23 protein-coding genes are annotated in these 26,375 nt (G+C 65.3%); 18 read left to right on the top strand and 5 right to left on the bottom strand.

The genetic code is table 11. From position 1 onward, the window contains the following. The first annotated feature begins 235 nt into the window (after positions 1-235). The 11 genes from P3T42_RS23210 to P3T42_RS23160 all read left to right on the top strand — a co-directional run bounded on the left by P3T42_RS23210 (position 236) and on the right by P3T42_RS23160 (position 13,117). A complete protein-coding gene (locus P3T42_RS23210; protein WP_074300588.1) occupies positions 236-805 on the top strand; it encodes a pseudouridine synthase in 570 nt (189 codons plus the stop codon). Positions 806-1,188: 383 nt separating this feature from the next. After that, positions 1,189-1,389: a hypothetical protein gene (locus tag P3T42_RS23205; protein WP_429307358.1), complete on the top strand. Its 201-nt coding sequence runs from the start codon at positions 1,189-1,191 to the stop codon at positions 1,387-1,389. A 156-nt stretch (positions 1,390-1,545) separates the two neighbouring features. Next, positions 1,546-2,052 carry a DUF192 domain-containing protein gene (locus P3T42_RS23200; RefSeq protein WP_429307357.1) on the top strand — a complete coding sequence of 169 codons (507 nt, stop codon included), beginning with the start codon at positions 1,546-1,548 and terminating at the stop codon, positions 2,050-2,052. Positions 2,053-2,370: 318 nt separating this feature from the next. After that, positions 2,371-4,476, top strand: coding sequence for an elongation factor G (fusA, locus tag P3T42_RS23195; protein ID WP_074300591.1), 2,106 nt, complete (start codon positions 2,371-2,373; stop codon positions 4,474-4,476). 74 nt (positions 4,477-4,550) lie between these two features. Continuing rightward, positions 4,551-5,081: a cupin domain-containing protein gene (locus tag P3T42_RS23190; RefSeq protein ID WP_429307356.1), complete on the top strand. Its 531-nt coding sequence runs from the start codon at positions 4,551-4,553 to the stop codon at positions 5,079-5,081. A 281-nt stretch (positions 5,082-5,362) separates the two neighbouring features. Further along, entirely contained in the window at positions 5,363-7,027 is a 1,665-nt protein-coding gene (locus P3T42_RS23185; RefSeq protein WP_429307355.1) for an ABC transporter substrate-binding protein, read from the top strand. A 57-nt stretch (positions 7,028-7,084) separates the two neighbouring features. Further along, entirely contained in the window at positions 7,085-8,095 is a 1,011-nt protein-coding gene (locus P3T42_RS23180; RefSeq protein WP_074300593.1) for an ABC transporter permease, read from the top strand. Further along, positions 8,092-8,961 (top strand): ABC transporter permease, encoded by an 870-nt coding sequence (locus P3T42_RS23175; protein ID WP_074300594.1) that lies wholly within the window; start codon positions 8,092-8,094, stop codon positions 8,959-8,961. The genes P3T42_RS23180 and P3T42_RS23175 overlap by 4 nt, the downstream gene beginning before the upstream one ends. Next, positions 8,958-11,069 carry an ABC transporter ATP-binding protein gene (locus P3T42_RS23170; protein ID WP_429307354.1) on the top strand — a complete coding sequence of 704 codons (2,112 nt, stop codon included), beginning with the start codon at positions 8,958-8,960 and terminating at the stop codon, positions 11,067-11,069. The genes P3T42_RS23175 and P3T42_RS23170 overlap by 4 nt, the downstream gene beginning before the upstream one ends. A gap of 487 nt (positions 11,070-11,556) precedes the next feature. Further along, complete coding sequence (locus tag P3T42_RS23165) at positions 11,557-12,378, top strand: hypothetical protein (protein ID WP_429307353.1); 822 nt, start codon at positions 11,557-11,559, stop codon at positions 12,376-12,378. A 250-nt stretch (positions 12,379-12,628) separates the two neighbouring features. Next, positions 12,629-13,117, top strand: a complete 489-nt coding sequence (locus P3T42_RS23160; protein WP_429307352.1) for a hypothetical protein — start codon at positions 12,629-12,631, stop codon at positions 13,115-13,117. 19 nt (positions 13,118-13,136) lie between these two features. Here the strand turns inward: P3T42_RS23160 and P3T42_RS23155 are convergent, their stop codons facing one another. Next, positions 13,137-13,982, bottom strand: coding sequence for an aldo/keto reductase (locus P3T42_RS23155; RefSeq protein ID WP_429307351.1), 846 nt, complete (start codon positions 13,980-13,982; stop codon positions 13,137-13,139). A 193-nt stretch (positions 13,983-14,175) separates the two neighbouring features. Here P3T42_RS23155 and P3T42_RS23150 point away from each other — a divergent pair, with 193 nt between their 5' ends. After that, positions 14,176-14,922, top strand: a complete 747-nt coding sequence (locus tag P3T42_RS23150) for a GntR family transcriptional regulator (RefSeq protein WP_074300598.1) — start codon at positions 14,176-14,178, stop codon at positions 14,920-14,922. Positions 14,923-15,027: 105 nt separating this feature from the next. Here P3T42_RS23150 and P3T42_RS23145 read toward each other — a convergent pair whose 3' ends face one another. Next, positions 15,028-16,428 (bottom strand): CoA transferase, encoded by a 1,401-nt coding sequence (locus tag P3T42_RS23145; protein WP_429307350.1) that lies wholly within the window; start codon positions 16,426-16,428, stop codon positions 15,028-15,030. Between the two features lie 127 nt (positions 16,429-16,555). Here P3T42_RS23145 and P3T42_RS23140 point away from each other — a divergent pair, with 127 nt between their 5' ends. After that, positions 16,556-17,785 (top strand): citrate synthase family protein, encoded by a 1,230-nt coding sequence (locus tag P3T42_RS23140; RefSeq protein ID WP_429307349.1) that lies wholly within the window; start codon positions 16,556-16,558, stop codon positions 17,783-17,785. Then, positions 17,760-17,894: a hypothetical protein gene (locus tag P3T42_RS23135; RefSeq protein WP_429307348.1), complete on the top strand. Its 135-nt coding sequence runs from the start codon at positions 17,760-17,762 to the stop codon at positions 17,892-17,894. Before P3T42_RS23140 ends, P3T42_RS23135 begins: the two co-directional genes overlap by 26 nt. A 45-nt stretch (positions 17,895-17,939) precedes the next feature. Here the strand turns inward: P3T42_RS23135 and P3T42_RS23130 are convergent, their stop codons facing one another. After that, positions 17,940-18,260, bottom strand: a complete 321-nt coding sequence (locus P3T42_RS23130; protein ID WP_074300601.1) for a DUF2917 domain-containing protein — start codon at positions 18,258-18,260, stop codon at positions 17,940-17,942. Positions 18,261-18,445: 185 nt separating this feature from the next. On the opposite strand from P3T42_RS23130, the gene P3T42_RS23125 reads away from it, so the two are divergent. From P3T42_RS23125 to P3T42_RS23115, 3 genes are all read left to right on the top strand, one after another. Then, positions 18,446-19,858, top strand: coding sequence for a PLP-dependent aminotransferase family protein (locus P3T42_RS23125; protein WP_074300602.1), 1,413 nt, complete (start codon positions 18,446-18,448; stop codon positions 19,856-19,858). Positions 19,859-19,937: 79 nt separating this feature from the next. After that, the gene (mdtD, locus tag P3T42_RS23120) at positions 19,938-21,398 is read left to right on the top strand and encodes a multidrug transporter subunit MdtD (protein WP_429307347.1); all 1,461 of its coding nucleotides are present in this window, start codon (positions 19,938-19,940) and stop codon (positions 21,396-21,398) included. A gap of 257 nt (positions 21,399-21,655) precedes the next feature. Next, on the top strand, positions 21,656-22,930 hold the full coding sequence (locus P3T42_RS23115; RefSeq protein ID WP_074300604.1) for an EAL domain-containing protein: 1,275 nt from the start codon (positions 21,656-21,658) through the stop codon (positions 22,928-22,930). On the opposite strand, the gene P3T42_RS23110 is transcribed toward P3T42_RS23115, so the two are convergent. Next, positions 22,886-23,803, bottom strand: a complete 918-nt coding sequence (locus P3T42_RS23110) for a sigma-70 family RNA polymerase sigma factor (protein ID WP_429307346.1) — start codon at positions 23,801-23,803, stop codon at positions 22,886-22,888. The two genes, P3T42_RS23115 and P3T42_RS23110, sit on opposite strands and share 45 nt — an antisense overlap. 227 nt (positions 23,804-24,030) lie before the next feature. Here P3T42_RS23110 and clpP point away from each other — a divergent pair, with 227 nt between their 5' ends. Continuing rightward, complete coding sequence (gene clpP, locus P3T42_RS23105) at positions 24,031-24,681, top strand: ATP-dependent Clp endopeptidase proteolytic subunit ClpP (protein ID WP_429307414.1); 651 nt, start codon at positions 24,031-24,033, stop codon at positions 24,679-24,681. 136 nt (positions 24,682-24,817) lie between these two features. Here the strand turns inward: clpP and P3T42_RS23100 are convergent, their stop codons facing one another. Further along, positions 24,818-26,326, bottom strand: coding sequence for a purine-cytosine permease family protein (locus tag P3T42_RS23100; RefSeq protein ID WP_429307345.1), 1,509 nt, complete (start codon positions 26,324-26,326; stop codon positions 24,818-24,820). Positions 26,327-26,375 lie beyond the last annotated feature (49 nt).

Here is a 26,375-nt window from a genome sequence, read left to right as displayed (position 1 = left end):
GAAGACCACAGGCGCCGGCCGCGGCCTGGGGTTTTCAGGCAGGGCGAGGCAACGATAGCGGGATTCGGAGAGAGCATCGGTGTCTTATGTCTTATATAAGACATAAGATCTACCGTGGCCGATTATGCATTATTATCCCGCCATTTGCCACACAACCTGCCCAGCCGGGCGTCGAACGGGTGCCAGCCGGCGCCGGGAGAGACACCCAAACCGGCCGGTGTCCGCCGGATTCCGCATGCGCCTCCTTGCCCTCAACAAGCCGTTCGGCACCATCTGCCAGTTCTCGCCGCACGAAACCCGCGCGTCGCTTGCGGATTGGGTCAAGGTCCCCGGCGTCTATCCGGCCGGCCGCCTCGATTCCGATAGCGAAGGCCTGCTGCTGCTCACCGACGACGGCACGCTGCAGGCGCGCATCGCCGAGCCGCGTCACAAGCTCGTCAAGCGCTACTGGGCCCAGGTCGAAGGTGCGCCGGATCAGGCGGTGCTCACGAAGCTCGCAAGCGGCGTCGATCTCGGCGACTTTGTGACACGTCCCTGTCATGCCCAACTGATCGAACCGCCCGCGACCCTCTGGCCGCGCAATCCGCCCATTCGTTTTCGCGCGGCGATCCCCACCACCTGGATCGAACTGTCGATCACCGAAGGCAAGAACCGTCAGGTCCGCCGCATGACGGCGGCCGTCGGCTTCCCCACTCTGAGGCTCGTGCGTGTGGGCATCGGCGCGCTCGATATTTTTTCGCTCGGCCTTGAGCCCGGCGCCTCGCTCGACCTCGCTCCGCGCGCACCGTGGGACGGCATCCGCTGATGCTTAAGGTTTAGGCAAATCCCCGCTAAACCGTTGTATCCGCAAGCATTTTTTATTTGTGTCATTTCCATTGCGGCGCTTTGCCGGGCGCCATTGGCCTTTACATCGCGGCGGAATAAATATTCCCGAAAATTTGCGTCAACCGCGTCGCGAGTTCACGCGTTATTCGACGCAGATGCCGCCCGAAGCTATCCGGCATTCAGCCTTGAGGGCCTTTGTGCAAGCCGTTCTTGCGGTCAGTGCAGGGAGTCCGAGCGCTAGCAGACGCGTCACGAAAATTTGTTGATGCGGCTGTCAACCGAAAGGTGGATGGCACGTTTACCGACATGACTCATATATAACCGGGTCATTTGGTTAATTAACTAAAGCTGAGGATTCACAAAATGAACAAACTGATCGCCGCTCTGGTCGCTGGCCTCTTCGCAACGGCAGCATTCGCACAAGCTTCGGCACCGGTCGCAGCTTCGGCAGCTCCGGCAGCAGCAGCTTCGTCGGCAAAGAAGACCACGAAGAAGGCAGCACACAAGAAGGCATCGAAGAAGAAGGCAGCAGCAGCTGCTGCAGCTTCGGGCGCTTCGGAGTAAGTTTGTTGTAAAAACGCAGTCAAGAACTAGCAGCACTTGCCGTTCTTACGGCGTTGAAAGGCAGATCACCGCAAGGCGATCTGCCTTTTTGTTTTTGACGTGCTCTGACGCGCTCGCGTAACATGCGCGGGTTAATTTCCTGCCTGGAGTCCTGCCGTGCGAATTTCCCTGCGCTCGTTGTTTGCGCGTTTTGCGTTTGCTGTTGCATTGCCGTTGGCTGCCGCTTCGTTCACGCTGGCCCCTGTCCATAACGCCTACGCGCAGCAGATGCCGCCCGGTGCGAAGCAGCCCGGCGACTTCCCGCGCACCAGGCTGACGGTCGGCATGTTCGTCATCGACGCCGCCGTGGCCGCCAACGATCCGGATCGCGAGCAAGGCCTGATGTACCGTACGCAACTCGCGCCCAACGAAGGCATGCTGTTCGTGTTCAACGAGAACGCCGTGCACTGCTTCTGGATGAAGAACACGTTGATCCCGCTGTCGATCGCCTTCATGCGCGCCGACGGCACGATCACCGACATCGACGAAATGGATGCCGAGACCACCAACAACCATTGCCCGCGCAACAACGGCGTCTATGCGCTGGAAATGAGCAAGAACTGGTTCGAGTCGAAGGGCATCAAGGCGGGGATGACGATGCAGGGCCTGCCCGCGGCACAGTAAGCGCAGTCAGCGCGCTCAGCGCAGGCAGAAGGCCGAGGACATGTACGCGGCCGCCGGCCAACCAGGCGCCGGCCTTTCGCCTTCCCGCCGCCCGCCCCATCCGCGAAGCCGGTGGCCTTCCAGGACCACCGGCTTTTTTGCACCTGCACATGCCGCCGCAACGCCCACGGGCTGGCCGTCACGCCCGCCTGGCAAGAATCCTGCAAAAGCGGGTGTCACGCGCTATGCTTATAGTCTTACAGCAGCACCGAGATCGTCCGGGCGGCTTCGCGCGCCGCGCGACGCCCGTCACCGGCGAACCACTCCAAGGAGGTTCACGTGCCCCGCAAGACTCCCATCGAGCGCTACCGGAACATCGGCATTAGCGCTCACATCGATGCCGGCAAAACTACCACCACCGAACGCATCCTGTTCTACACCGGCGTGACTCACAAGATCGGTGAAGTTCACGACGGTGCGGCGACGATGGACTGGATGGAGCAGGAACAGGAGCGCGGCATCACGATCACCTCGGCTGCCACGACTGCTTTCTGGAAAGGCATGGCCGGCAACTATCCGGAACACCGGATCAACATCATCGACACCCCGGGCCACGTCGACTTCACGATTGAAGTCGAGCGCTCCATGCGCGTGCTCGACGGCGCGTGCATGGTGTACGACTCGGTCGGCGGCGTGCAGCCGCAGTCCGAAACCGTGTGGCGTCAGGCGAACAAGTACAAGGTGCCGCGCATTGCGTTCGTCAACAAGATGGACCGGGTCGGCGCAGACTTCTTCCGCGTGCAACGGCAGATCGGCGATCGCCTGAAGGGCAACGCGGTGCCGATCCAGATTCCGGTCGGCGCGGAAGATCATTTCCAGGGCGTGGTTGACCTCGTCAAGATGAAGGCGATCTACTGGGACGAAGAGAACCAGGGCATCAAGTTCGAGTACCGGGACATCCCGCCGGAGCTCGCGGCTACGGCGAAGGAATGGCACGACAAGATGGTCGAGGCCGCCGCTGAAGCGAGCGAGGAACTGCTCGACAAATACCTGGGCGGCGAGACGCTAAGCGAAGAGGAAATCAAGCACGGCATCCGCGTGCGTACCATCGCCAATGAGATCGTGCCCATGCTGTGCGGCAGCGCGTTCAAGAACAAGGGCGTGCAGGCGATGCTCGACGCGGTGATCGACTATCTGCCGTCGCCGCTCGACATCCCCGCCATCACCGGTCACGACGAGCACGATAACGAAATCGAGCGTCATCCGAAAGACGACGATCCGTTCTCCGCCCTCGCCTTCAAGATCATGACCGACCCGTTCGTCGGCCAGCTGATTTTCTTCCGCGTCTATTCGGGCGTGGTGAATTCGGGCGATACCGTCTACAACTCGGCCAAGGAAAAGAAGGAACGCCTCGGCCGGATCCTGCAGATGCATGCGAACGAGCGCAAGGAAATCAAGGAAGTCTACGCGGGTGACATTGCCGCGGCAGTCGGTCTGAAAGAAGCGACCACGGGCGACACGCTGTGCGATCCGAACCACGTCATCATCCTTGAAAAGATGATCTTCCCTGAGCCGGTGATTTCGCAGGCCGTCGAGCCGAAGACCAAGGTCGATCAGGAAAAGATGGGCATTGCGCTGAACCGTCTCGCCCAGGAAGACCCGTCGTTCCGCGTGCAGACCGACGAAGAATCCGGCCAGACCATCATCTCCGGGATGGGCGAGTTGCACCTGGAAATTCTGGTGGACCGGATGAAGCGCGAGTTCGGCGTGGAAGCCACGGTTGGCAAGCCGCAGGTTGCGTACCGCGAAACGGTGCGCAACAAGGTCGAGGATGTCGAAGGCAAGTTCGTCAAGCAATCGGGCGGCCGCGGTCAGTACGGGCACGCAGTGATCACGCTGGAACCGTCGGCTCAAGGTAAGGGCTACGAATTTGTCGACGCCATCAAGGGCGGCGTGATTCCGCGCGAATACATCCCGGCGGTCGACAAGGGTATTGTGGAAACGCTGAAGGCCGGCGTGCTGGCGGGCTATCCGGTGGTCGACGTGAAGGTGACGCTGACCTTCGGCTCGTACCACGACGTCGACTCGAACGAAAACGCGTTCCGTATGGCCGGTTCGATCGCGTTCAAGGAAGCCATGCGCAAGGCCAAGCCGGTGCTGCTCGAACCGATGATGGCTGTCGAGGTGGAAACGCCCGAAGACTTCATGGGCAACGTGATGGGCGACCTGTCGAGCCGTCGCGGGCTCGTGCAAGGCATGGAAGACATCGCCGGAGGCGGCGGCAAGCTGGTGCGCGCCGAAGTGCCGCTCGCGGAGATGTTCGGCTATTCGACCTCGCTGCGTTCCGCAACGCAAGGCCGCGCTACGTACACGATGGAGTTCAAGCACTACGCCGAGACGCCGAACAACGTCGCCGAAGCGGTGATCAATGCGAAGCAGAAGTAAGCGCTGAAACCTGGCTTGGAAAAGGCCCGTTCATTGCGAGCGGGCTTTTTTTCGCCAGCGACCGGAGACACGCCATGAGCCACGACCATCCGCACGACCACGACCACGCCCACTCCCATGAACCCGACGCCGCCGGCGCGCCCGTCGACTGGCGCGAACACGGCGTCAAGGTCATCCGCGGCGATCAGCTCGATTCGAACACCGCGCAAACCCCCGGCATGAACCGCGCCGCCGCGATCAACGCAGCGCGCGTCGGCGCGCAAAAAATCTGGGCGGGCACAGTGACGATTCACCCGAATGCCAAGACCGGCGCGCATCATCACGGCGCGCTCGAAAGCGTGATCTACGTGGTGCGTGGCCAGGCGCGCATGCGCTGGGGCGAGCACCTCGAGTTCACCGCCGAGGCCGGTCCCGGCGATTTCATTTTCGTGCCGCCCTACGTGCCGCATCAGGAGATCAACGCCAGTACCGACGACCCGCTCGAATGCGTGCTGGTGCGCAGCGACAACGAAGCCGTCGTGGTGAATCTGAACATCGACGCCGTCGAAGCGCCCGAAACCGTGTTCTGGGTCGATCCGATTCACAAGCATCCGCACGAGCCCTGAGCCGACCGGTAAGGATGTCGCTGTCGCAGCGGTTCTTCTGCCGGTGCATCGGCAAGTGTTATACGGCGCTGAAAGGGCTGCCGGCGGCGGTCCGCCGAACGTTGTCAGCGCGACACAGGTTGACCCTTTTAAGCGCGTGAGGCCGGTGCGAGGCCGCCGCAAGCATTCCGAATCGGTGGGCAATCGCTTACACTGAAACCGCTTTTCGCCATCGCAATACCGTCGCCCCTGCCGTGCGTCCGCCGCCCGGCACCTATCAGAACGGACTGGACACCCCATCGATGAAGACTCCCGCGGACCGACTCCTCGCGCTCGACACGGCACGGCACAGCGCCGATCAATACGGCAATCACGCGATCGACGAATTCCTTGCCGGCCGTCTGTCGCGCCGCGAACTCCTGCGTTACGCCAGCGTCATCGGGCTCTCGCTGGCCGGCGGCGGCCTGTTCGCCTCGCCGCAAGCGCGTGCCCAAGGCACCGCGGGCGCAGCCAACGCGACCATCCGCGTGGCCCATCTGACGCCGACCGGCGCGATCGACCCGCTCACCGTCACCGACGCCGGCGGCCTCGCGCTGCTGGTTCAGACCGGCGAATTCCTGATCGACGACGACGGCCAGCAACTGGTCCTGAAGCCGGCGCTCGCGCTCTCATGGAAGCCGAACGACAAGGGCGACGTCTGGACCTTCAAGCTACGTCCGAATGTGAAGTTCAGCGACGGCCAGCCGTTCACCGCCAAAGACGTCGTGGCGACTTTCGACCGCCTCGCCGATCCGGCCAGCGGTTCTGCGGCGCTCTCGGTACTCAAGGGCGTGCTGTCCAAGGGCGGCACCCAGGCCGTCGACGATCATACGGTCGCCTTCCATCTCGACGCGCCGAACGGCAACTTCCCCTACTACGTTTCCTCGGACAATTACAACGCCATCCTGTTGCCGGCCAGCTACGCGGGCAACTACGAAAAGAGCTTTATTGGCACGGGTCCGTTCAAGCTCGAGAAGTACACGCCGAAGGTGGGCGCCTCGTTCGTACGCAATCCCGACTACTGGGGCAACAAAGCGTTACCGCAACGCGTACAGTTCTCGTTCTACGCCGACGAGCAGGCGCAGATTCTCGCGCTGCAAGGACGCCAGGCAGACGTGATGGGCACGTTCACCGTACAGGGCGGCGCGGGCCTCATGAACAACCCCGAGTTCAAGACGATAGCGGTGAAGTCGAGCGCGCATCGCCAGATCCACATGCGCAACGACGATCCGCTCTTCAAGGACAAGCGCGTGCGCCAGGCGTTGGCCCTGACGCTGGACCGCGATGTGATCGTGCGCGGCCTGTTTCGCGGCAAGGCGCAACTCGGCAACGACAGCCCGTTTGCGCCGGTGTTTCCATCGTCGGACGCAGGCGTGCCGCAACGCAAGATCGACCTTGCCAAGGCAAAGCAACTGCTTGCGCAAGCGGGCGCCGCCAACGGCTTCGACGTCACGCTCACCACCGAAAAGTACATGGAGATTCCCGATCTCGCCGTGGTCGTGCAAAACGCGGCGAAGGCGATCGGCGTGCGCATCAATCTGAAGGTGGAGAGCCAGTCGCTCTATTACGGCGCGGGCACGCCCGGCAAATCGGACTGGCTCGACTCGCCGCTCGGCATCACCGACTACGGCCATCGTGGCGTGCCGAACGTGTTCCTGAACGCGCCGCTGACGAGCACCGGCACCTGGAACGCCGCGCACTTCAAGAATCCTCAGTATGACCAACTGGTCGCGCAGTTCGTCGCGGCCGTCGACATCGGCTCGCAGCGCAAGCTCTCAGGGCAGATCCAGACGCTGCTGCTCGACGAGACACCGGTGATCATTCCGTTCTTCTACGATCAACTGATTGCGATGCGCGCGGGCGTCAACGGCATGCGCTTTACGGCGCTCGCGCAGTTGTACTTCGACAAGGTGACGCTCAGCGCGTAATGGTCAGCACACCACGTCCCGCTGCCTGATCGCGGCGCGCTCCGCCACCCGCCCATCATGTCGACCGCGCTCACCCCCTCCCCGCCTCGCGTTGCAACCGGCAACGCGGGACGGGTCGCGCGCTTTCTTGCGACCCGTCTTGCGCTGTCGTTGATCACGCTGTGGCTGCTGTCGATGATCGTGTTTGCGGGCGGCCAGTTGCTGCCCGGCGACATCGGCCGCTCGATTCTCGGCCCGCTCGCCGACGCGCGCGCGGTCGCCGCGCTCAATCATCAGCTCGGCGCGGACCGGCCGTTGCTGACGCAATACGTCGAGTGGATCACGCATTTCCTGCGCGGCGATATGGGGTTGTCGTACGCCTATCGCGAGCCGGTGGGACCGTTCATCGCCGATGCGCTCGCGCATTCCGCGAAGCTCGGCCTGCTCGCGTTCATCGTCGTCGTGCCGTTGGGGATTGCGGGCGGCGTCTGGGCCGCGATGCATGCGGGACGCTGGCTTGACCGCACCATCAGCATCGCCGGTTTGTCGGCGACGGTCGTGCCGGAATTCGTGTCGTCGATCGCGTTGATCCTGATCTTCGGCGTATGGTTGCGCTGGCTGCCGATCGAAGCCACCTACCCACCCGGCGCCGGCGTGCTCGAACAACTGAAGCATCTGATCCTGCCGGTCATGCCGCTCGTGCTGGTGTTCTTCGGCTACATCGCGCGCATGGCGCGCGCCGGCACCGTCGAAGCGCTCGACGCCGATTACACCCGTACCGCCATTCTCAAGGGCCTGCCGCAACACGTCGTGATCTGGCGACACGTGTTGCGCAATGCGCTGCTGCCCACCATCACCGTCGCCGCGACGCAGCTCGGCTACATGATCGGCGGCCTCGTCGTCGTAGAGACGCTGTTCCACTACCAGGGCATCGGCTCGCTGATCTACAACGCCGCCAAGGCGAAAGACTTTCCGATGCTCGAAGCCGGCGTGCTGACCATCGGCGTCGTCTATACGGTGGCGAATCTCGCCGCCGATGCCTTGCAGGTGTTGCTCAATCCGCGTCTGCGCGTGAGGAGCGGCGAATGAGCACGATCGTCCCGGCTACGCCGCCCCCTCAGACGCGCGAGCCCCGCTTCGATCAGTTGCGCGTGCTGCTGCGCTCGCCGACCTTCGTGGTCGGCGTGGTGATCGTGGTGTGGTGGGTCGTGTGCGCGCTTGCCGGGCAGTGGATCGCGCCGCTCGACGCCTATGCCTCCGACCCGCTCAACTCGCTGACGCCACCCGATCATACGCACTGGTTCGGCACCGACCAGCTCGGCCGCGACGTGTTCTCGCGCGTGATTGTCGGCGCGCGCGACATCCTCACCATTGCGCCGCTCGCCACGCTGCTCGGCACCGTGGCCGGCACGGCGCTTGGCCTCGTGGTCGGCTACTTCGAAGGCTGGGTCGACAACGTGGTGGGACGCGCCATCGACGCCGTGCTGGCGCTGCCGCTCGTGATCGTCGCGCTGCTCGCGCTGGCCGCCGTCGGGGCATCGAACTTCACGGTGATCCTCGTGATCGGCATTACCTTCACGCCGATCACCGCGCGCACCGTACGCGCCGCCGTATTCGCCGAACGCCATCTCGACTACGTCGCCGCGGCCCAACTGCGCGGCGAACGTGCACCGTACATCATGTTCGTGGAGATCCTGCCGAACGTGCTGCCGCCGATCATCGTCGAAGCCACCGTGCGCCTCGGCTACGCGATCTTCGCGGTGGCGACGCTGTCGTTTCTCGGCTTCGGCATTCAGCCGCCGTCCGCCGACTGGGGCCTCGCGTTGTCGGAGTCGTACACGCTGATGGCCGGCGGCGCGTGGTGGACCGTCGTCTTCGACGCGGTGGCGATTGCCTCGCTGGTAGTCGGCGTGAACCTGATCGCCGACAGCGTACAAGGCGTACTCGACCGATGAACGGCCCACCGCCCGCCTCGTTCCCCGCCTTCGACGTCTCGAAGAGCGAGCGCGCCGACGCCCTGACCGTCGTCGGTCTGACGGTCACCTACCGGATTCGCGGACGCGACCGCGAGGTCCTGCACGACATCTCGTTGCGCGTACGACGTGGCGAAGCCTATGGACTCGTGGGCGAATCCGGTTGCGGCAAGTCGACCATGGCGATGGCGACGCTGCGCTATCTGCCGCGCAACGGCAAGGTGAAAGCGGGCAAGATCCTGATTGCCGGACAGGATGTGCAGGCGCTCGACGCCGACGCATTGCGCAACTTGCGCGCGACGGCGATCTCGATGGTCTACCAGGACCCGGGGCGCGCGCTGAATCCGTCGATGACGATTGCGCGTCAGGTCGCCGAAGCCTTCGAAGCCGCCGGCGCCACCCGCAGCGAAGCGCTCACGCGCACGCTGGAGATGCTAAAGCGCGTGCGCATCGCGGCGCCCGAACGGGTGATGGATAGTTATCCGCATCAATTGTCGGGCGGCATGCAGCAGCGCGTGGTGATCGCAATGGCGTTGGCCTCTAACCCTGCCCTGCTGATTCTCGACGAACCGACCACCGGGCTCGATGCCACGGTCGAAGCCGAAGTGCTGGATCTCGTCGCGCAACTGCGCAAAGAACTCGGCACCTCGGTGCTGTTCATCAGCCACAACCTCGCGGTGATCGGGCGCATGTGCGAGCGGGTCGGCGTGCTGTATGCGGGCAAGCTCGTCGAAGAAGGCGCCACGCAAGACGTGTTTGCACGGCCGCGTCATCCGTACACCGTTGGGCTGCTGCGCTGCCTGCCCACTTCGGGCCGCAGCAAGACGCTCGAGCGGCTCGATACGATTGCAGGTCAGTTGCCGGCGCCCGGCTCGGTCACGCAAGGCTGCATCTACGCGGAGCGCTGCCGTCTTGCCGACGACCGCTGCCGCCGCGAGGCGCCGCCGCCGCACCGGGTGGCCGCTGCGCACGGCGATCAGATGTCGCGCTGCCACTATCACGAACGCGCGCTGGAATTGCCCCGCGCGAACGCCGACGTGCCGGCACCGCGCACGCACGCCGATAAAGCCGTGCAGGCGCAGGCGCAGGCCGCCAGCTCAGGCGCACTGGTGCTGCGCGCCGAGCGGGTCTCGAAGACCTTCCACGTCTCGGGCGTCGCGGTGAAGGCCGTCGACGACGTCTCGCTCGATCTCGCCACCGGCGAGACACTCGGCCTCGTCGGCGAATCGGGCAGCGGCAAGACCACACTCGCCAAGCTGATGCTCGGTCTGCTCGCACCCGACGCCGGTAGCGTCCTCGAACTCGACGGCACGCCGCTGCCGGCACGCGTCACCCGGCGCAACGACGAGCAGGTCAAATCGCTGCAGATCGTGTTCCAGAACCCGGACTCGGCACTCAACCGCTCGCACTCGGTGAAGCGGCTGATCGGCCGCGCGCTGTCGCGGCTCGCTGCGTTGCGCGGCGCCGCGCAGGACGAACGGCTCGCCGCGCTCACGGCGGCAGTGCGCCTGCCCGATCGCTATCTGGGCGCACGCACACGCCAATTGTCTGGTGGGCTGAAGCAGCGTGTTGCAATTGCGCGTGCGTTTGCGGGCGAACCGCGCGTGGTGGTCTGCGACGAGCCCACTTCCGCACTCGACGTCTCGGTGCAAGCCTCGATCCTCAACCTGCTCGCCGATCTGCAGCGCGAGCGCGGCGTGAGCTACGTGTTCATCTCGCACGATCTGCACGTGGTGCGCTATTTGTCCGATCGCATAGCCGTGCTCTACCTCGGACGCCTGCTCGAGATCGGACCGGCCGCCGCGGTGTTCGACGGACCGCATCATCCCTATACCGAAGCGCTGTTGTCTTCGGCCCCCGCGCTCGACGCCGCCGCGCACGGCGAGCGGATCCGCCTGTCCGGCGAAGTCCCGAGCCCGGCGGCGCCACCCTCGGGCTGCGTGTTCCATACGCGCTGTCCGCGCAAGCTCGGCGCCCTCTGCGAACAGCAGGACCCGCCCTTCGTCGATGCCGGCGACGGGCACAGGATCCGCTGCCACATCCCCCTCCACGACCTGCGCGCACTGCAAGGCGCAGCGCGCGACGCATAGCACGACGTTTCACGTCCGAAACGTTTTCCGTCGATTCACCCTGCCCCGCGCCGCGCCCATCGCAGAGAGGCCACATCGGACGGGCTTCCGCGGGCAATGGCATGGATATCGCTATAGAAGAAGCGGTATCCGGCCCGCGTTGAACGATCCAGCCGCGTGCGCGAACCGCCTTGCTGAACTCCATCCAGATGGACCGGCGCCGCGGTACGCCGCGCACCGTCGACATCGCGCGCGGCAAACGAACGGGCAACCGGCGTTTGCCTGACCGCGCGGGGGAGGGGGCATCACTCACACGAGCCGGAGCCACCAACGATCGGCAGAACGGTGACAGCGTTCCGCGCACATCGCGTGCGTTATGCAGTGGCACGTGGCGCGCAAAGCGAACTCGGGGAGCGATGAGGCCCGCAACGCAACAGGCCATTCGCGGACGAAACGGCGTGAGAGACGGCAGCGGACGAGGAGCTGGCGCCTCCTCGGGAGAGAAGTAATGAAGACCATAAGATTAAATCAGTACTACTACGGGATAGCCAGAGGAGTGACTGTACTGGCTGCGGGCGCGGGGTTGCTGGCCTGTCATGCGGCCTACGCGGATTCGTCGGTAAGCGGCATGAAGCCGGCGGTTGCAGCGGCTGCTCCGTTGCCCGCCAGCGGTGCGGCCGCGACGACCCAACTCGCGCAGGACGACCCGTCCGCGACCGGCGAGGCAGCCTATGCAACCACCATGGCTGACGATGTCGCGACGATCTTCTCGGTTCAGGAGTGCCGTAACACCGAGTCCGGGAACTGCACGTCGCATCGACCTGGCGGCGCGGGTGCCGGCGCGGCGAGTGCGGGCGCAGGTGCTGGTGGCGCAGGCGCCAATGCCGGTGCAGGGTCGGGTGACGCTGGCGCTAGCGCCGGCAGCGGCCCGAGTGGCGGCGCGAAGGGCGGTGGTAGTGGTCCTAGCGGTGGCGGTCCTAGTGGTGGCGGCCCCAGCGGTGGCGGTCCCAGCGGCGGTGGTCCCAGCGGCGGTGGTCCCAGCGGCGGCGGTCCCAGCGGTGGCGGTCCCAGCGGCGGTGGCCCCAGCGGCGGTGGTCCCAGCGGCGGTGGTCCCAGCGGTGGTGGCCCCGGCAGTGGTGGTCATGGCGGCGGACCCGGCGGCGGGTTTGGCGGTGGCATGGGCAGCGGCTGCGGTTGCGGCAGCGGTCCTGCGGGTGGCTTCGGTGGCGGTCCTGGCGGCTTTGGCGGAGGCTTCGGCAGCGGCGGTCACGGAGGCAAGGGTGGAAGCGGCAACGGCGGTGGCAACGGCAACGGCGGTAACGGACACTAGATCCACGGGAACGGCGCCCCCGAGCCGTTCCCTACCGCACGCCGTGCTCCGTCGCGGCAGCCCCTCCCGGCAAGTGCAGGCGGTGACGTCTCGATCCCCCGGTCGAGCGTCACCGCCCAGGCCGGGGCCGATGACGAGCCATCACATACATCCGGATCGACGCAAACCCCATGCGCGTCAAACCGGCTGGAACCAAACAGCGGCAACGCCCTCATACCAGATTCAACGTTCGATATGAGGGCACCTCAACATGCAAGCACATGTCCCCCGCGCCGCAGCGCGAACAGCCACCGGCCTGCTGATGGCAGCAGCACTCGGCTTCGCCACGCTGGCACACGCGCAAACGGCGGATCAGCAGGCACAGCAGGCGGCACAACAGGCAGCACAGCAGGCCGCGCAACAACAGGCCGCCCCTCCCGTCGATCCATCCTTTTCCGCCTGGTCGCTGATGCAGACCTGCAAGCAGAAGGCTGATAACGTCGCCGAGGGCCAATGCGTCGGCGCGATACGCGGCATCATCCACGGCTATCAATACGGCGTGCTGTTCCTCGGTCAGCGCGCCTCGCTGCCGGCCAACGAAACCCAACGCGTGTCCTTGTGTCTGCGCAACGTGCCGGTTGCATCGATCGTCGACGACTTCGTCGGCGACGCTGCTCAGGTCAACGAAGAGTCCCTCAAACGCACCCCCGCCGAAGTCGCCGTACTCGGCTCGGTCCATCTGCATCACGCCTGCAACTGAGCGCAGCCGGCCTCGAGCGTCACAGCATTTCGAGCGGGCGCTTGCTGCGCGGCGGCCTGAAGTACGCATCGATAGCCGCGCGTTCGCCGGTATCCAGTTGCAGTTCGAGCGCGCGATGATTGTCGCGCACGTGCTCGACGCGCCCTGCCTTCGGAATCGCGAACACGCCTGGCTGCTGCAGCGCCCACGCCAGCGCCACCTGAAACACGGAGACGCCGCGCGCATCGGCGATGTCGTCGAGCGGCGAGCGCTTCGGCAAGCGTGCGTGATCCACCGGGCTATACGCCATGGTTGGCATGTCCCGTGCGGCGAGCCATGGCAACAGATCGAATTCCGCACCGCGCCGCGCGACGTTGTAGAGAATCTGATTGGTCGCACACGCGTCGCCGCCCGGCGCGGCGATCAACGCCTCCATATCGTCGGTGTCGAAGTTGCTGACGCCCCAGTGACGGATTTTGCCCGCCCGGCGCAAGGCCTCGAAGCCTTCGACCGTCTCTTCGAGCGGCACCGAACCACGCCAGTGCAGCAGATACAGGTCGAGCCGGTCGGTCTTCAGGCGCTTCAGGCTCTGCTCGCAGGCCGCCTGCACGCCACGCCGGCTGGCATTGTGCGGATAGACCTTGCTGACGAGGAAAACGCGCTCGCGCAGTCCGGCGAGCGCCTCGCCGAGCAGGCTTTCGGTCGCGCCGTCGCCGTACATCTCGGCGGTATCGATGAGCGTCACGCCCAGTTCGACGCCGGCGCGTAACGCCGCGATCTCGCTAGCGCGGCGCGCGGGCTGCTCGCCCATCTCCCAGGTGCCCTGCCCGAGCTTCGGAATGCGCTCGCCGTCGGGCAAGCTCACAGTGGCGATGGCGGTCGACATGTTGTCTCCTTGGGGTGCGAAGGGTTCATTACGGAGGGCCGGTGGCGGAGGGCTTGCTGCGGATGCCCGATAGCCAGTTATCTGCCCAGTTTAGCTGCTCGCGAATTGTCAAATCGGCCCCCAGGCAAAAGCCCGCTATAACGCAGCGCGCCGATGTCATAGAATTGCCGCTTGCCCTTCTTGCGTCTGCCCCATGAACTCTGCCTCGGAAGACCGCTGGCGCGACCTGCGCCCGGACCCGGAAAACGATACGCCGCTTTATCTGCAACTCGCTCGCAAGCTCGGCAACGCGATTCATGAAAACCGCTGGAACGCAGGCGAGGCGCTACCCTCCGAACGTGTGTTGTCGGACGCGCTCGGCGTCTCGCGGATCACCGCGCGCAAGGCGATTGCCCTGCTCGTCGAACAGGGTTTGATCCGCCGTACCCAGGGGGCGGGCAGCTTTATCACGCCGCGCTATGAAGACCCGCTCTCGCGTCTGTCGAGCTTCAGCGAAATGCTGCGGCGGCGCGGTTTCAGTCCGAGCTCCGAATGGATCTCGCGCGAAATCGTGCCGGCCAATCGCGATGAAGTGATTCAACTCGGCCTCTCGCCGGCGGCCGCGGTGACGCGCCTGCGGCGTCTGCGGCTGGCCGACGGCATCGTGATGGCGGTGGAAAACTCGACCTTCCCGGCCGCGGTGATTCCCGATCCGCAGGCGATCGGCGATTCGCTGTACAGCTACCTCGAGCAACGTGGCCTCGGCATCGTGCGCGCGCTGCAGCATTTCCGCGCGGTCAACGCGAGCGACGAGATCGCGCAGCAGATGAGCATTGCGCCGAACGAAGCGCTGCTGCTGATCACGCGGGTCGGCTACACCGCGGACCAGCGCGCGATCGAATTGACCGACACGTATTGCCGCAACGATTACTACGATTTCGTCGCGGAGCTGCGCAAGTAGTTCGCAGGGCGAGCCGCGCAGGTTCGCGCAAGCGCAGTAGGGGCACGGCGACTCGACGCGCTGTCGCTGCCCGACGCGTGCTGCACGCCCGCCTGCCGTCCGCGCCTATTCCTGTTCCGCCCAGACGGCCGCGTCAGTGCCGATCGGCACGGGCGGCCTGCCGTAGAACGCCGGCGTCTCCGTCAGACGCTCAGCGGGCAAGGTCCCGCGAATCGTGCCGAACGGCGAATCGACGGTTTCCGTGCAGTCCTGCACATCCTCCGACGTGACCTCGGGCGAGCGCCAACCGTCCTCGATCTGTCCCATCGATTGCAGCCAGCGCCCCGTCTGCGCCAGCGACACGCGCACATGCCAGCTACCGCCCTCCGTGGCGCGGCGCGCCAGCGCGACCATCGCGCCGAACGCCGCGAGGTAGCCGGTGGCGTGGTCGAGCGCCTGACACGGCAGATGCTTCGGCTCGTCGCTATGCGCCGCGCGGCTCTCGGTCCACGCAATGCCGCTCGCGGACTGTACGAGGCTGTCGAAGCCCCGGCGCTGTGCCCACGGTCCGGTGTGCCCATACGCGGAAATCGACACGCACACGATCCCGGGACGCACCTGCGCCAGCGCCTCCGGCGCGAAGCCGCGCGCGGCGAGCGTGCCCGGCCGGTAGGCCTGCAGGAACACATCGGCATCGGCTGCCAGGCCACGCAACTGCTCGCGGCCCGCGGCGTCGCGCAGATCGAGCGTCGCCGAGCGCTTGCCGCGGCCGTTGTCGATCACGAGCGGCTCGATGTTCGGCAGGTGCGGGCCATTGATCATCAGCACCTGCGCGCCATGCTGCGCGAGCGCACGTCCCGCCACCGGCCCCGCGATGATGCGCGACAGGTCGAGCACCCTTGCGCCGGCCAACGGCCGATCGACGCCGCCACGCCCGGCGGACTCAGGCGGCGCATCGCCGATCCGCATGATTTCGAAGAGCGGCAGATTGGCGATGGCCTGGGCCTGCTCGTGAGCGGCCCATTCGCGCGGCGAGCGGATCAACGCGGCGCACAGGCCGGCGTCGGCGAGCGTCTGATCGAGCACCGCGCCGTCCCAGCCGCGAATCGCCTCGGCGACCGCCGTGCGATCGTTGCTGCAACCCAGCACCTTCAGGATGCCCGCCAGATGATGCGGGAAATTGGTGTGCAACTGAATCCAGCGGCCATCGCGTGTCGCGTAGAAGCCCATCACGGGATCGCGCAGCGCCGGCGGCGAACCGCCGTTCACGCGCAGATAGCGCTCGCTGCGAAACGCCGCCAGTGCGCGCCGCATATCGACCTCGACGCGTTGCCGGCAACCGGTACGCAGGCGGAAGCATTCGGCGGCGGCGAGACCCGTCGCGGCGATCGTCGCGCTGGCGAGCGTGCCGACGCGGTAGATCGAAGGCAGGCCGGGGTCTTCGCCCGTCAGCGAAACGGTGTCGAGCGCGGCGGTGTCGCAACCGGCCGCGGTCCAGAGATGATCGAGTGCGAGATGAGGTGTCATGGCGAATCGTAGTGAAGGTGGAGAGAGGCCTGCCAAGCCAGTCTAGAATTTCACCCCACTTCGATCAATCTTGATTAAGATAATCAATATATATTGATTTCTCCGGTTTTCTCGCCCGCTTATATCCATGTCCACCCAGCTCACCGCAACCGAAGCCGCCGCCCTGCTCGGCATCAGCGTCCCGACGCTCTATGCCTATGTGAGCCGCGGCATGCTGCATTCGGCGCCGGATGCGCACGGCAAGCACCGGCTCTATGACGCGGCCGAAGTGCGGCGGCTCGCGCGCCGCAAGGCAGACGGCAAGCGCGCCGGCAAGGTGGCGCAGAAGGTGCTCGACTGGGGCGTACCGGTGCTCGAATCGTCCATCACGCTGATCGCCGACGGCCACCTGTTCTATCGCGGCAGCGATGCGGTGGAACTGGCGCGCACGGCCTCGCTCGAGGAAGTGGCGGCGCTGCTATGGGAATGCAGCCCGCGCCGCCTGGGCGAAGCAGCGCCGGCGCTGCTTGGCGCGGCACAGTGGTCCGCATGGCTCAAGCTGTGGAGCGACAGCACGCCGCTCGACCGCGCGCTGGTGCTGCTACCGGCCGCCGCGGCGCAAATGCCGCGTGTCTGGGCGCAAGGCCGCGATGCGCAACTCGACACGGCGTGCGCGGTGATGCGTCTGCTGGCGGCGGCGCTGATCTCGGCGGCGCCGTCGAACGAGCCGATGCACCGGCAACTCGCCGCCGCCTGGGGTATCCGCAACCGGCAGCAAATCGGCGTGTTGCGCGCGGCGTTGGTCGCCTGCGCGGATCATGAACTGAACGCCTCGACGTTCACGGTCCGCTGCATCACGTCGACGGGGACCCATCTGTTCGGCGCAGTGGCGGGCGGTCTTGCGGCGTTATCGGGCCCGCGTCATGGCGGCGAGTCGATACGCGCCGCCGCCGTGCTCGACGAAGCCGCCCGCGCGCCCGATCTCGATCGCTTTCTGGCCACCCGTCTCAACCCCGGCGAGCATGGCATCTACGGCGCCGTGTTGTCCGGCTTCGGGCATCCGCTGTATCCGGACGGCGATCCGCGTGCGCGCGTGTTGCTGGATGTGCTGACGGAATGCGCGCCGGCGCGCTCGGCAATTGCCGAGGTCCATGCACTGGCCCGTGGAGTGCGCGAGACGACCGGTACGGAGCCGAATCTGGACTACGCGCTGGCGGCGATCGAACGCGTGCTGGGCTTGCCCGCCGGCGCCGCGTTCACGCTGTTCGCGGTCGGCCGGGTAGTGGGCTGGATCGCGCACGCCATGGAACAAAGCGCGGACGGCCGCTTGATCCGGCCGCGCGCGCGATACATTGGGGAGTACGAAGCAGGCCGATGAGCAGAACGATGAGCAGAACGATGAGCAGAACGATGAGCAGAACGATGAGCAGAACGATGAGCAGAACGATGAGCAGAACGATGAGCAGAACGATGAGCAGGCCGGCTGACGGAGATACGCCGCAGCCTGGTTGCTCGTCCGACGCTCCCGCCCTTCAGATCGTCTGCAGCCAGCGCGGCATCAGACTCCGGACGGACTGCCACGCCCGCGTCGCAGCGGGGCGAATCTGCACGCCCTCCGAGCCGCTCGCAAATGCAAGGGCAAGCCTTGCACTGCCCGGACCCGCGCTGACCCACGCCTGCTCGCCGCGCTTCAGGTCGAAGGTCTCGCCCGCGGACAGCCAATAGTCGCGCAGATCTCCCTGCACCGTCAGCCAGACCTCGCCCGCCATCACCTGCAGCGTGAGCGCCTGCGTGACACGCCAGGCGGCTGCCGGCTCGCCATGATCGAGTTCGAAAGTACGGATTTCACGCATCGCATTGCTCCTTGAACGGCTTTTCTGGTTGACTTGATTATTGCCGTGCGATCATGGAAGTCCCATGCACAGTTACGAACAGTTTCCGCGAAACTGTGCAGTTGAAAAAACTGACAGTTGACCGCAGCCGGATCCATCCGCAGGATCCAAAGGCACGGTTCACCGGCGTTTAGGCGCGCGACCTCATGAAACTCGAAATCGAACTCAACCGCGACAGCGGCGTCCCGTTGACCGAGCAGATCGTCACCGGCGTCACCGCGTGGATCCGCTCGCGCGCCGCCCACCCGGGCGCGAGGCTGCCGTCGATCCGTCAGTTCTCCGCCGACTACGGCGTGAGCCGCTTCCCGGTGATCGAGGCATACGACCGGCTGGTTTCGCTCGGCTACCTCGATTCGCGCCACGGCTCGGGGTTTTTCGTCGCGGAGCGGCACCGCAGCCTGAGCGGCGCGCAAGGCATTTCGGACCCGCGCCGGGCCGAAGAAGAAGCGGTCCACATCCTGCAGCAGTTCAACCACCCCGGCGAGACGCTCAAGCTCGGCAGCGGCTTTATCCCCGAAGCATGGCGCGACATGGACGGCCTCGGCCATGCGATCCGCCACGTCTCGCGGGTGGACCCCGCGAGCCTCGTCGACTACACGACGCCGTTCGGCAACCCGACGCTGCGCGAGCATCTGCAAAGCCGCCTCGGGCAACTCGGCATCGCGGCCGACGCCTCGCAGATCCTCATCACCAATGGCGCGAGCCAGGGGCTCGACCTGCTGATGCGCTACATGCTGAAAGCCGGCGACACGATGTTTGTCGAAGATCCCGGCTACTACAACCTGTTCGGTCTGCTGAAGCTGCACGGCGTAAAGCTGGTGGGCATTCCCCGCACCCGCAACGGCCCGGATCTCGAGGTGCTGCAAGCGCAGTTGCGCCTGCACCGGCCAAAGGCGTTCTTCATCAACACGCTGTTTCACAACCCGACCGGCACGATCGTCTCGCCGCCCGTCGCGTTCCGGCTGCTGCAACTCGCCCGCGAATACAACTTCAAGATCATCGAAGACGACATCTATGCCGACTTCCAGACCGAGCTCACCGATCGCCTCGCGACGCTCGATCAGCTCGAGCACGTGATCTATGTGGGCGGCTTGTCGAAGACGCTGTCGTCGTCGCTGCGAATCGGCGTGGTGGTCGCCGACCACGCGACCATCAAGGATCTCGCCGACATCAAGATGCTGACGAGCATCGGCGGTTCGCGCTTTGCAGAAGCCGTCGCCGTGGCGATGCTCGAGCGCGGCACCTACCGCAAGTACCTCGAACGGCTGCGCCGGCGCATGCGCGATGCGCTCGGCGCGACCGTCCAGGCACTCGAAGCAAGCGGCTGGGAGGTGTTCGAAACGCCGCTCGGCGGCAAGTTCGTGTGGGCGCGCGTGCCGCATGTCGAGGACTCCACACGGCTGGTCGAATGCGGCGCGCCGCTCGGCGTCACCGTCGCGCCGGGCAGCTATTTCCGGCCAAACGCCGAGGTAAGCCCGTGGATCCGCATCAACGCCGCGTATGCCGGCGATCCGCGAGCGCAGGCCTTCTTCGAGGCGGCGGCAAAGCTCACCCCGTAAACCACACTGCACGGGCACGCGGATTTCCCTAAAATGGGCACTCCTCAGCCCGTCCGGTACGCGTGAGCAGCCGCCCTCCATGTCCAATCCGCCGAACGCCGCCGTCACACCCGCCTCCCCCGCCGCTCAGCCCACCGCACGCTCACTCACCGTGATGCTGTGGATCGTGGCCACCGGTTTCTTCATGCAGACGCTCGACTCCACCATCGTCAATACAGCGCTGCCGGCGATGGCGACGAGTCTCGGCGAACTGCCGTTGCGCATGCAATCGGTGGTGATCGCCTACTCGCTGACGATGGCGGTGATGATCCCGGTGTCCGGCTGGCTCGCGGACAAACTCGGCACGCGCAAGGTGTTCTTCAGCGCGATCCTGGTGTTCACCATCGGCTCGCTGCTGTGCGCCAACTCGCACACGCTGACGCAACTGGTGCTCTACCGCATCATGCAGGGCGTGGGCGGTGCGATGCTGCTGCCGGTGGGGCGCCTCGCCGTGCTGCGGACCTTCCCCGCCGAACGCTATCTGCCGGCTCTCGCCTTCGTCGCCATTCCTGGCCTGATCGGACCGCTGATTGGCCCGACGCTCGGCGGCTGGCTCGTCAAGATCGCCTCGTGGCACTGGATCTTTTTGATCAATGTGCCGGTGGGCATCGTCGGCTGCATTGCGACCTTCATCTTCATGCAGGACAGCCGCAACCCCGATACCGCCAGGTTCGACATCAAGGGTTATGTGCTGCTGGTGGTGGGCATGGTGGCGATCTCGTTCGCGCTCGACGGCCGCACCGAACTCGGCATCCAGCAAGCCACCGTGCTCGTGCTACTGATCCTGAGCCTCGCCTGCTTCGTCGCCTACGGACTGCATGCGGTGCGCGAGCCACATCCGCTGTTCCCGCTCGATCTGTTCAAGATCAATACGTTCAGCGTCGGTCTGCTAGGCAACCTGTTCGCGCGGATCGGCAGCGGCGCGATGCCGTATCTGATTCCCTTGCTGCTGCAGGTGAGCCTCGGCTACAGCGCCTTCGAAGCCGGCCTGATGATGCTGCCGGTGGCCGCGGCCGGCATGAGCTCCAAACGTCTTGCGACGCGGCTGATCACGAAATACGGCTATCGCAGCGTGCTGGTGACCAACACCGTGCTGGTCGGCCTCGCCATGGCGAGCTTCTCGCTGACGAGCGTCAGTCAGCCGCTGTGGCTGCGGCTTGTGCAACTGGCGTTCTTCGGCGGTGTGAACTCGATGCAGTTCACCGCCATGAACACGCTCACGCTGAAGGATCTCGGCACCGGCGGCGCGAGCAGCGGCAATAGCCTGTTTTCGCTGGTACAGATGCTCTCGATGAGCCTCGGCGTCACCGTCGCGGGCGCCTTGCTGACGACCTTCACCGGGCTGATCCACAAGGTGACGGAAGCCAATTCGTTGCCGGCCTTCCATGCGACGTTCCTGTGCGTCGGCATCATCACGTCCTGCTCGTCGTGGATCTTCGCGCAGCTATCGGCGGACATCCGCAGCACCGCGAAAAAGACCGATCCGTCCGAACGGAACTGAGGCGTCAAGCGCGGCGCGAGTCGTCGCAGCAGATCTTCCGGCGCTCCTGCGCGGCAGTTCGCCCGACCCGCAACAGGGCGCGCGGCGCACCACGGCTGTGCGCCGCATAGCCGCAGCGCGCATACCGGCGCACAATGAGTGGTTGACAACGCGCGAAGCCTAATTCCGGCGTTTGCACGGTTCTTGCTCGCCTATCCTGTAAACTTGCCCCTTATGCGTGCCAGCTACGCCGCCACCCTTCACACGACTGACACATCATGAGCATGATCGAACTCGATCCTCCCGGCTTCCAGCCGCCGCGCCCCATGGCGGGCGACGAAGGCTCCCGGCGCACCGTCCTGTACGGCGGCTACACGGTGTTCAGCGTGTTTCAGCCGGTGTTTTCCGTGTCGCACCGGCGCGCGATCGGTTATCACGCCTCGCTGCGCGCCCATGACGAACATGCGCTGCAGGTGCCGTCGCACGAAGTCTTCACCCAGGCCGCACGGCGCGGCGATCTGCTGGAACTCGGGCGGCTCGCCGAATCGCTGCATCTGGGCAATTTCAACGCGTTCGACAGCCACGACGAATGGCTCTTCCTGAGCCTGCATCCTGCGGCACTGATGGACACCAGTTATGGCGACGCCTTGCTCGCCGGGCTGAAGGCGCTCGGTCTGCCGCCGCAACGCGTGGTGCTCGAGGTGTCGGAGCAGGCCGGTGGCGAGACGACGCGCTTTGCGGAGATCGTCGACGCGCTGCGTAAATCGGGCTTTCTGATCGCGCTGGACGGGTTCGGCGCCAAGCATTCGAACATCGATCGGGTCTGGAATCTGCGGCCCGACATCGTCACGCTCGACCGCTGCATTCTGGCGCAGGCGAGCGAGCATTCGCATATCGAACGCGTGCTGCCGGGGCTCGTCTCGCTGCTGCACGAGTCCGGGCAACTGGTGCTGATGGGCGGCCTCTCGACCGAGCGCGACGCGCTGATCGCGCTCGAATGCAATGTGGATTTCGTGCAGGGGGCGTTTTTCGCGGGGCCGAGCGTGGAACCGGTGAAGCCGCAGGCGGCTGCGGGTCTGATGGATGCGTTGTCGGCCGCGCTGCGCGAGCGTGTGGCGGCGCGCGAACGGACCCAGGCTACGCGGCTCGCGCCGTATGCGAAGGCACTTGAGACGGCCAGTGCGCAACTGGTGGCCGGCGAATCGGTCGCTCATGCCACCGCGCCGTTGCTTTCGCTCGGCGAGACGGCTCGCTGCTTCGTGCTGGACGGCTCCGGCCGGCAGATCGGCGACAACGTGCTGCCGCCCGGACGCGCGTCGCAACGCGCCAAGCGGTTTCGCCCGCTGCTGCATTCGGAAGGCGCGAGCTGGGAGCGTCGGCCGTATTTCATCGGCGCGATGCGCACGCCAGGGCAGGTGCATCTGACGCCGCCCTATCTGTCGATCAACGAAGCACACCTTTGCGTGACGGCGTCGATTGCCGCGCAGACACCGCACGGCATGCAGGTGCTATGCGTCGACATCAACTGGGAAGTCGCTGCACACCGTAACTGAGGTGCTGAGCGGCTTGCGCATGCGGATGGTGTTGAGCAGGCGCACGACTGCGGGCAAGCCGTAGCGGTGTTGCACTGACTGCAGATGCGCGGCATGAGTGACGATGCGCAGTGCTACGATCCGGCCGCCGCTCGTCGATACATCGAGCAGCGCGGCGATTTCGCCTTGGTTCAGCAATGCGATTCCCAACATGCCGTCGATCGACAACAGTTCGGCATGCGTGGCGCACATCGCGTGCACAGGCGCGTCGCTGACGATCTCCGGCGCGTCGCTAAAGAGACGCACCAGCCCAGCCCGATCCTGTGTTTCCAGCGCCGCCCGCAGACGTTCGACGAGTCGCGCATGCGCCGCCGGATCGGGCCGCTGCAAAGGCGCGCCCTCACGCTGCAAACGCGTCTTCGCGCGATGCACGATCTGCCTGCAAGCCGCAGGCGTGCGCTGCAGTATCCTGGCAATCTCCGCATAGTCGCAATCGAAAGCCTCGTGCAATACAAAGGCAGCCCGTTCATCGGGCTTGAGCCGCTCGAGCAACAGCATCAGTCCATACGACATCTCCGCCGAACGCAGCGCCAACTCTTCGGCCGACGGCGCCAGCTCCTCAAGCCACGGCTCCGGCAACCAGCCGGTGGCGCGCGCGTTGCGCTCCCGTTGCAGGTGACGCAAGCGGTCGATAGCGAGGCGCGCCGTGATGGTAGTCAGCCATGCCAGCGGCGTGCGCACCTCGCGGGTATCGGCGAGATGCCATTTGAGCCAGACGTCCTGCACCACGTCTTCGGCTTCCGCGCGGCTGCCCAGCATGCGGTAGGCCAGCGCAACGAGCCTCGCTCGGGCGGCCTCGAAGGCGGAGGCCTTGTCGATTCCCTGTTCCGTCATTCGTGATGCTCCCAGAAACGTGAAGAACGCCGCGCGGGCCGAAATCATGACTGGCGCGGCAGCCCGCATCCTCTCTACGTAGACGTTTGAACGCCGCCTGGTGTGACAGGTCGGTGCAAATAATTTCCTGTCACACCTCGGCGCGCGCCTTCGTCATGTGGACAGACACTCGCGCCCACAGCGGCGCCGGGTTGTTGTCCGCTCATCCAACCGCAAACGAGGCGCGCATGCACTCCAGCACCCCTTCCTTCACGGGCCTCGGCCTCGTGCCCACCGTCATCGAACAATCCGGTCGCGGCGAGCGCGCCTACGACATCTTTTCGCGGCTGCTGCGCGAGCGCATTGTGTTTCTGGTCGGCCCGGTGAACGAGCAGTCCGCGAGCCTGATCGTCGCGCAGTTGCTGTTTCTCGAATCCGAGAATCCCGATAAGGATATTTCTTTTTATATTAACTCGCCGGGCGGCTCGGTCTACGACGGCCTCGCGATCTACGACACGATGCAGTTCATCAAGCCGGAAGTGTCGACGCTCTGCACGGGCTTTGCCGCCAGCATGGGGACGTTTCTGCTGACCGCCGGCCAGCAGGGCAAGCGCTACGCCCTGCCGAACGCGCGGATCATGATTCATCAGCCCTCGGGCGGCAGCCAGGGCACCGCCGCCGATGTCGAGATCCAGGCGCGGGAGGTGCTGTATCAGCGCGAGCGCCTGAACGCGCTGATGGCGCAGCATACCGGGCGCAGCGTCGAGCAGATCGTGAAGGACACCGACCGGGACAACTTCATGTCGGCGGCCGATGCGAAGACCTATGGTCTGATTGACGACGTGCTGCTGAGCCGCGACGCGCTGGGGGTTGTTGAAGCGGACCGCAATATGAGCTGAGGTTGCAGCATCGCTTCAATGCGGACGGGAGCTGGGCCGCGGGCGTTGGCGTTGGCGTTGGCGTTGGCGTTGGCGTTGGCGTTGGCCGAGCATTCGCCAGCGGCGCAGCAGCGCCCACACGCCGCGCCCGCCTCTCTCACCGCTCGTCCTGCACGCGCTGCGCGATCGCCGCGAAATCGCTTTCCTTCATACTCCGAATGATTTTTTCCTCGGCCTGAAGATCGAGCGAGCGGCTCAGCAACCAGTACACGCCACCGGACACAATCAGCCCAACCAGCCACGCGATATCCACACCACCCAGCAGCCGCGCGAAGTAGCCCACGAACACCTCTTTCTGCGCTTCGGCGTCGTACACGTAGAAAAACGGCACCATCGCAGCGAACCCGATCATATACGCAGCAATCCCACGCACCTGCCAGGCGCCGTACATGCCCTTGGGCGTGAAGAAATGCGGAATCGCGTAACGGCCTTTGCGTACGAAGAAGTAGTCGACCAGATTGACCGCCGTCCACGGCACGAGGAAGTAAAGCATCAGCACGAGGAAGGTATTGAGCAGCGCGATGCCGTTGCCCTTGATCGCCAGCACGCAGAACAGCACGACCGCGCTGATCGCCATGATCGACATCACACGGGCGCGGCGCGTCGGCTTGACCTTGCGGATCGAATCGACGCCGGTGAGCAGCGTCAACATCGCGCTATAGGTGTTCAGCGCGATGATCGGCAGGAAGCCCGCCACCGACACCATCACGATCACATGCCCGAGACCCGGCAACATCGACGAACCCACCTGATTCAAGGCCACCAGCGCATCCTCGGCCTTCAGTTGCTGCGCGAGCCAGGCGCCGAGGCCGATCATCCACGCTCCCGACAGCGACGCGCCGAGGAAGATCGCGGCGATCAGCTTGCGGCGGCTGGTGTGCTTCGGCAGGTAGCGGGAATAGTCGGACACGTACGGCGCATACGAGATGTTGTAGCTGGCGCCGATCGCAAACTGCGTCGCAAAGGCAATCCAGCTGAAGCCGAGCGCCGGTGCGGGCGCCGCGGCGGTCGTGGCCGAAGCGCTGTGGCCGGCGCCGAACATCAGTGCCAGCGTCACCAGCGCATACAGCGGCAACGTCACGATCAGGGCCCACTTGAAGGCCTTGTGCATCAGATCGTGGCCGTAAATGGACAGCAACGCGCCGGCGAGAATCGCCACCACGGCGGCCACTGTCGCGTCGAGGCCGAATACGTGTTTAAGGCCGTCGGTAATCAGCGAAACATTGACGACGTTAAACCCCACGAACACGAATAACGTGGCGAGCAGCGCGAGGATCACGCCGCGATAGCCGAACTGCGCGCGCGACTGGATCATCTGCGGCAGCCCCATCTCCGGACCTTGCGAGCCGTGGAAGGCCATGAAGACGGTGCCGAACATGATCCCCAGTGCGCCCGCGAGCGTGGTCCACCCGGCCGACAAGCCCATGCCCGGACCGACGAAGCCGATCGAGATCGTGAAGAAATGGAAATTGCCGAGGAACCAGAACGGCCCCTGGCTGCCGAGGCGCGCATGCCGCTCCGTTTCGGGAATGTAGTCGATCGAGCGACTCTCGACCTCGATGCCCGCGCCGCCGCCGGCGACGTTGATCGCTTCTGGTTGATTCATGGTGAACCTGTCCCCTGCTTGTCCCGCCAACTCTACTCAGTAACACCGC

Source organism: Paraburkholderia sp. GAS38 (assembly GCF_050434965.1).
In the GTDB taxonomy this organism is placed as follows: Bacteria; Pseudomonadota; Gammaproteobacteria; order Burkholderiales; family Burkholderiaceae; genus Paraburkholderia; species Paraburkholderia phenazinium_A.
Note: the sequence above shows the minus strand (reverse complement) of the source record. Positions and strands in the feature narration are given on the sequence as shown.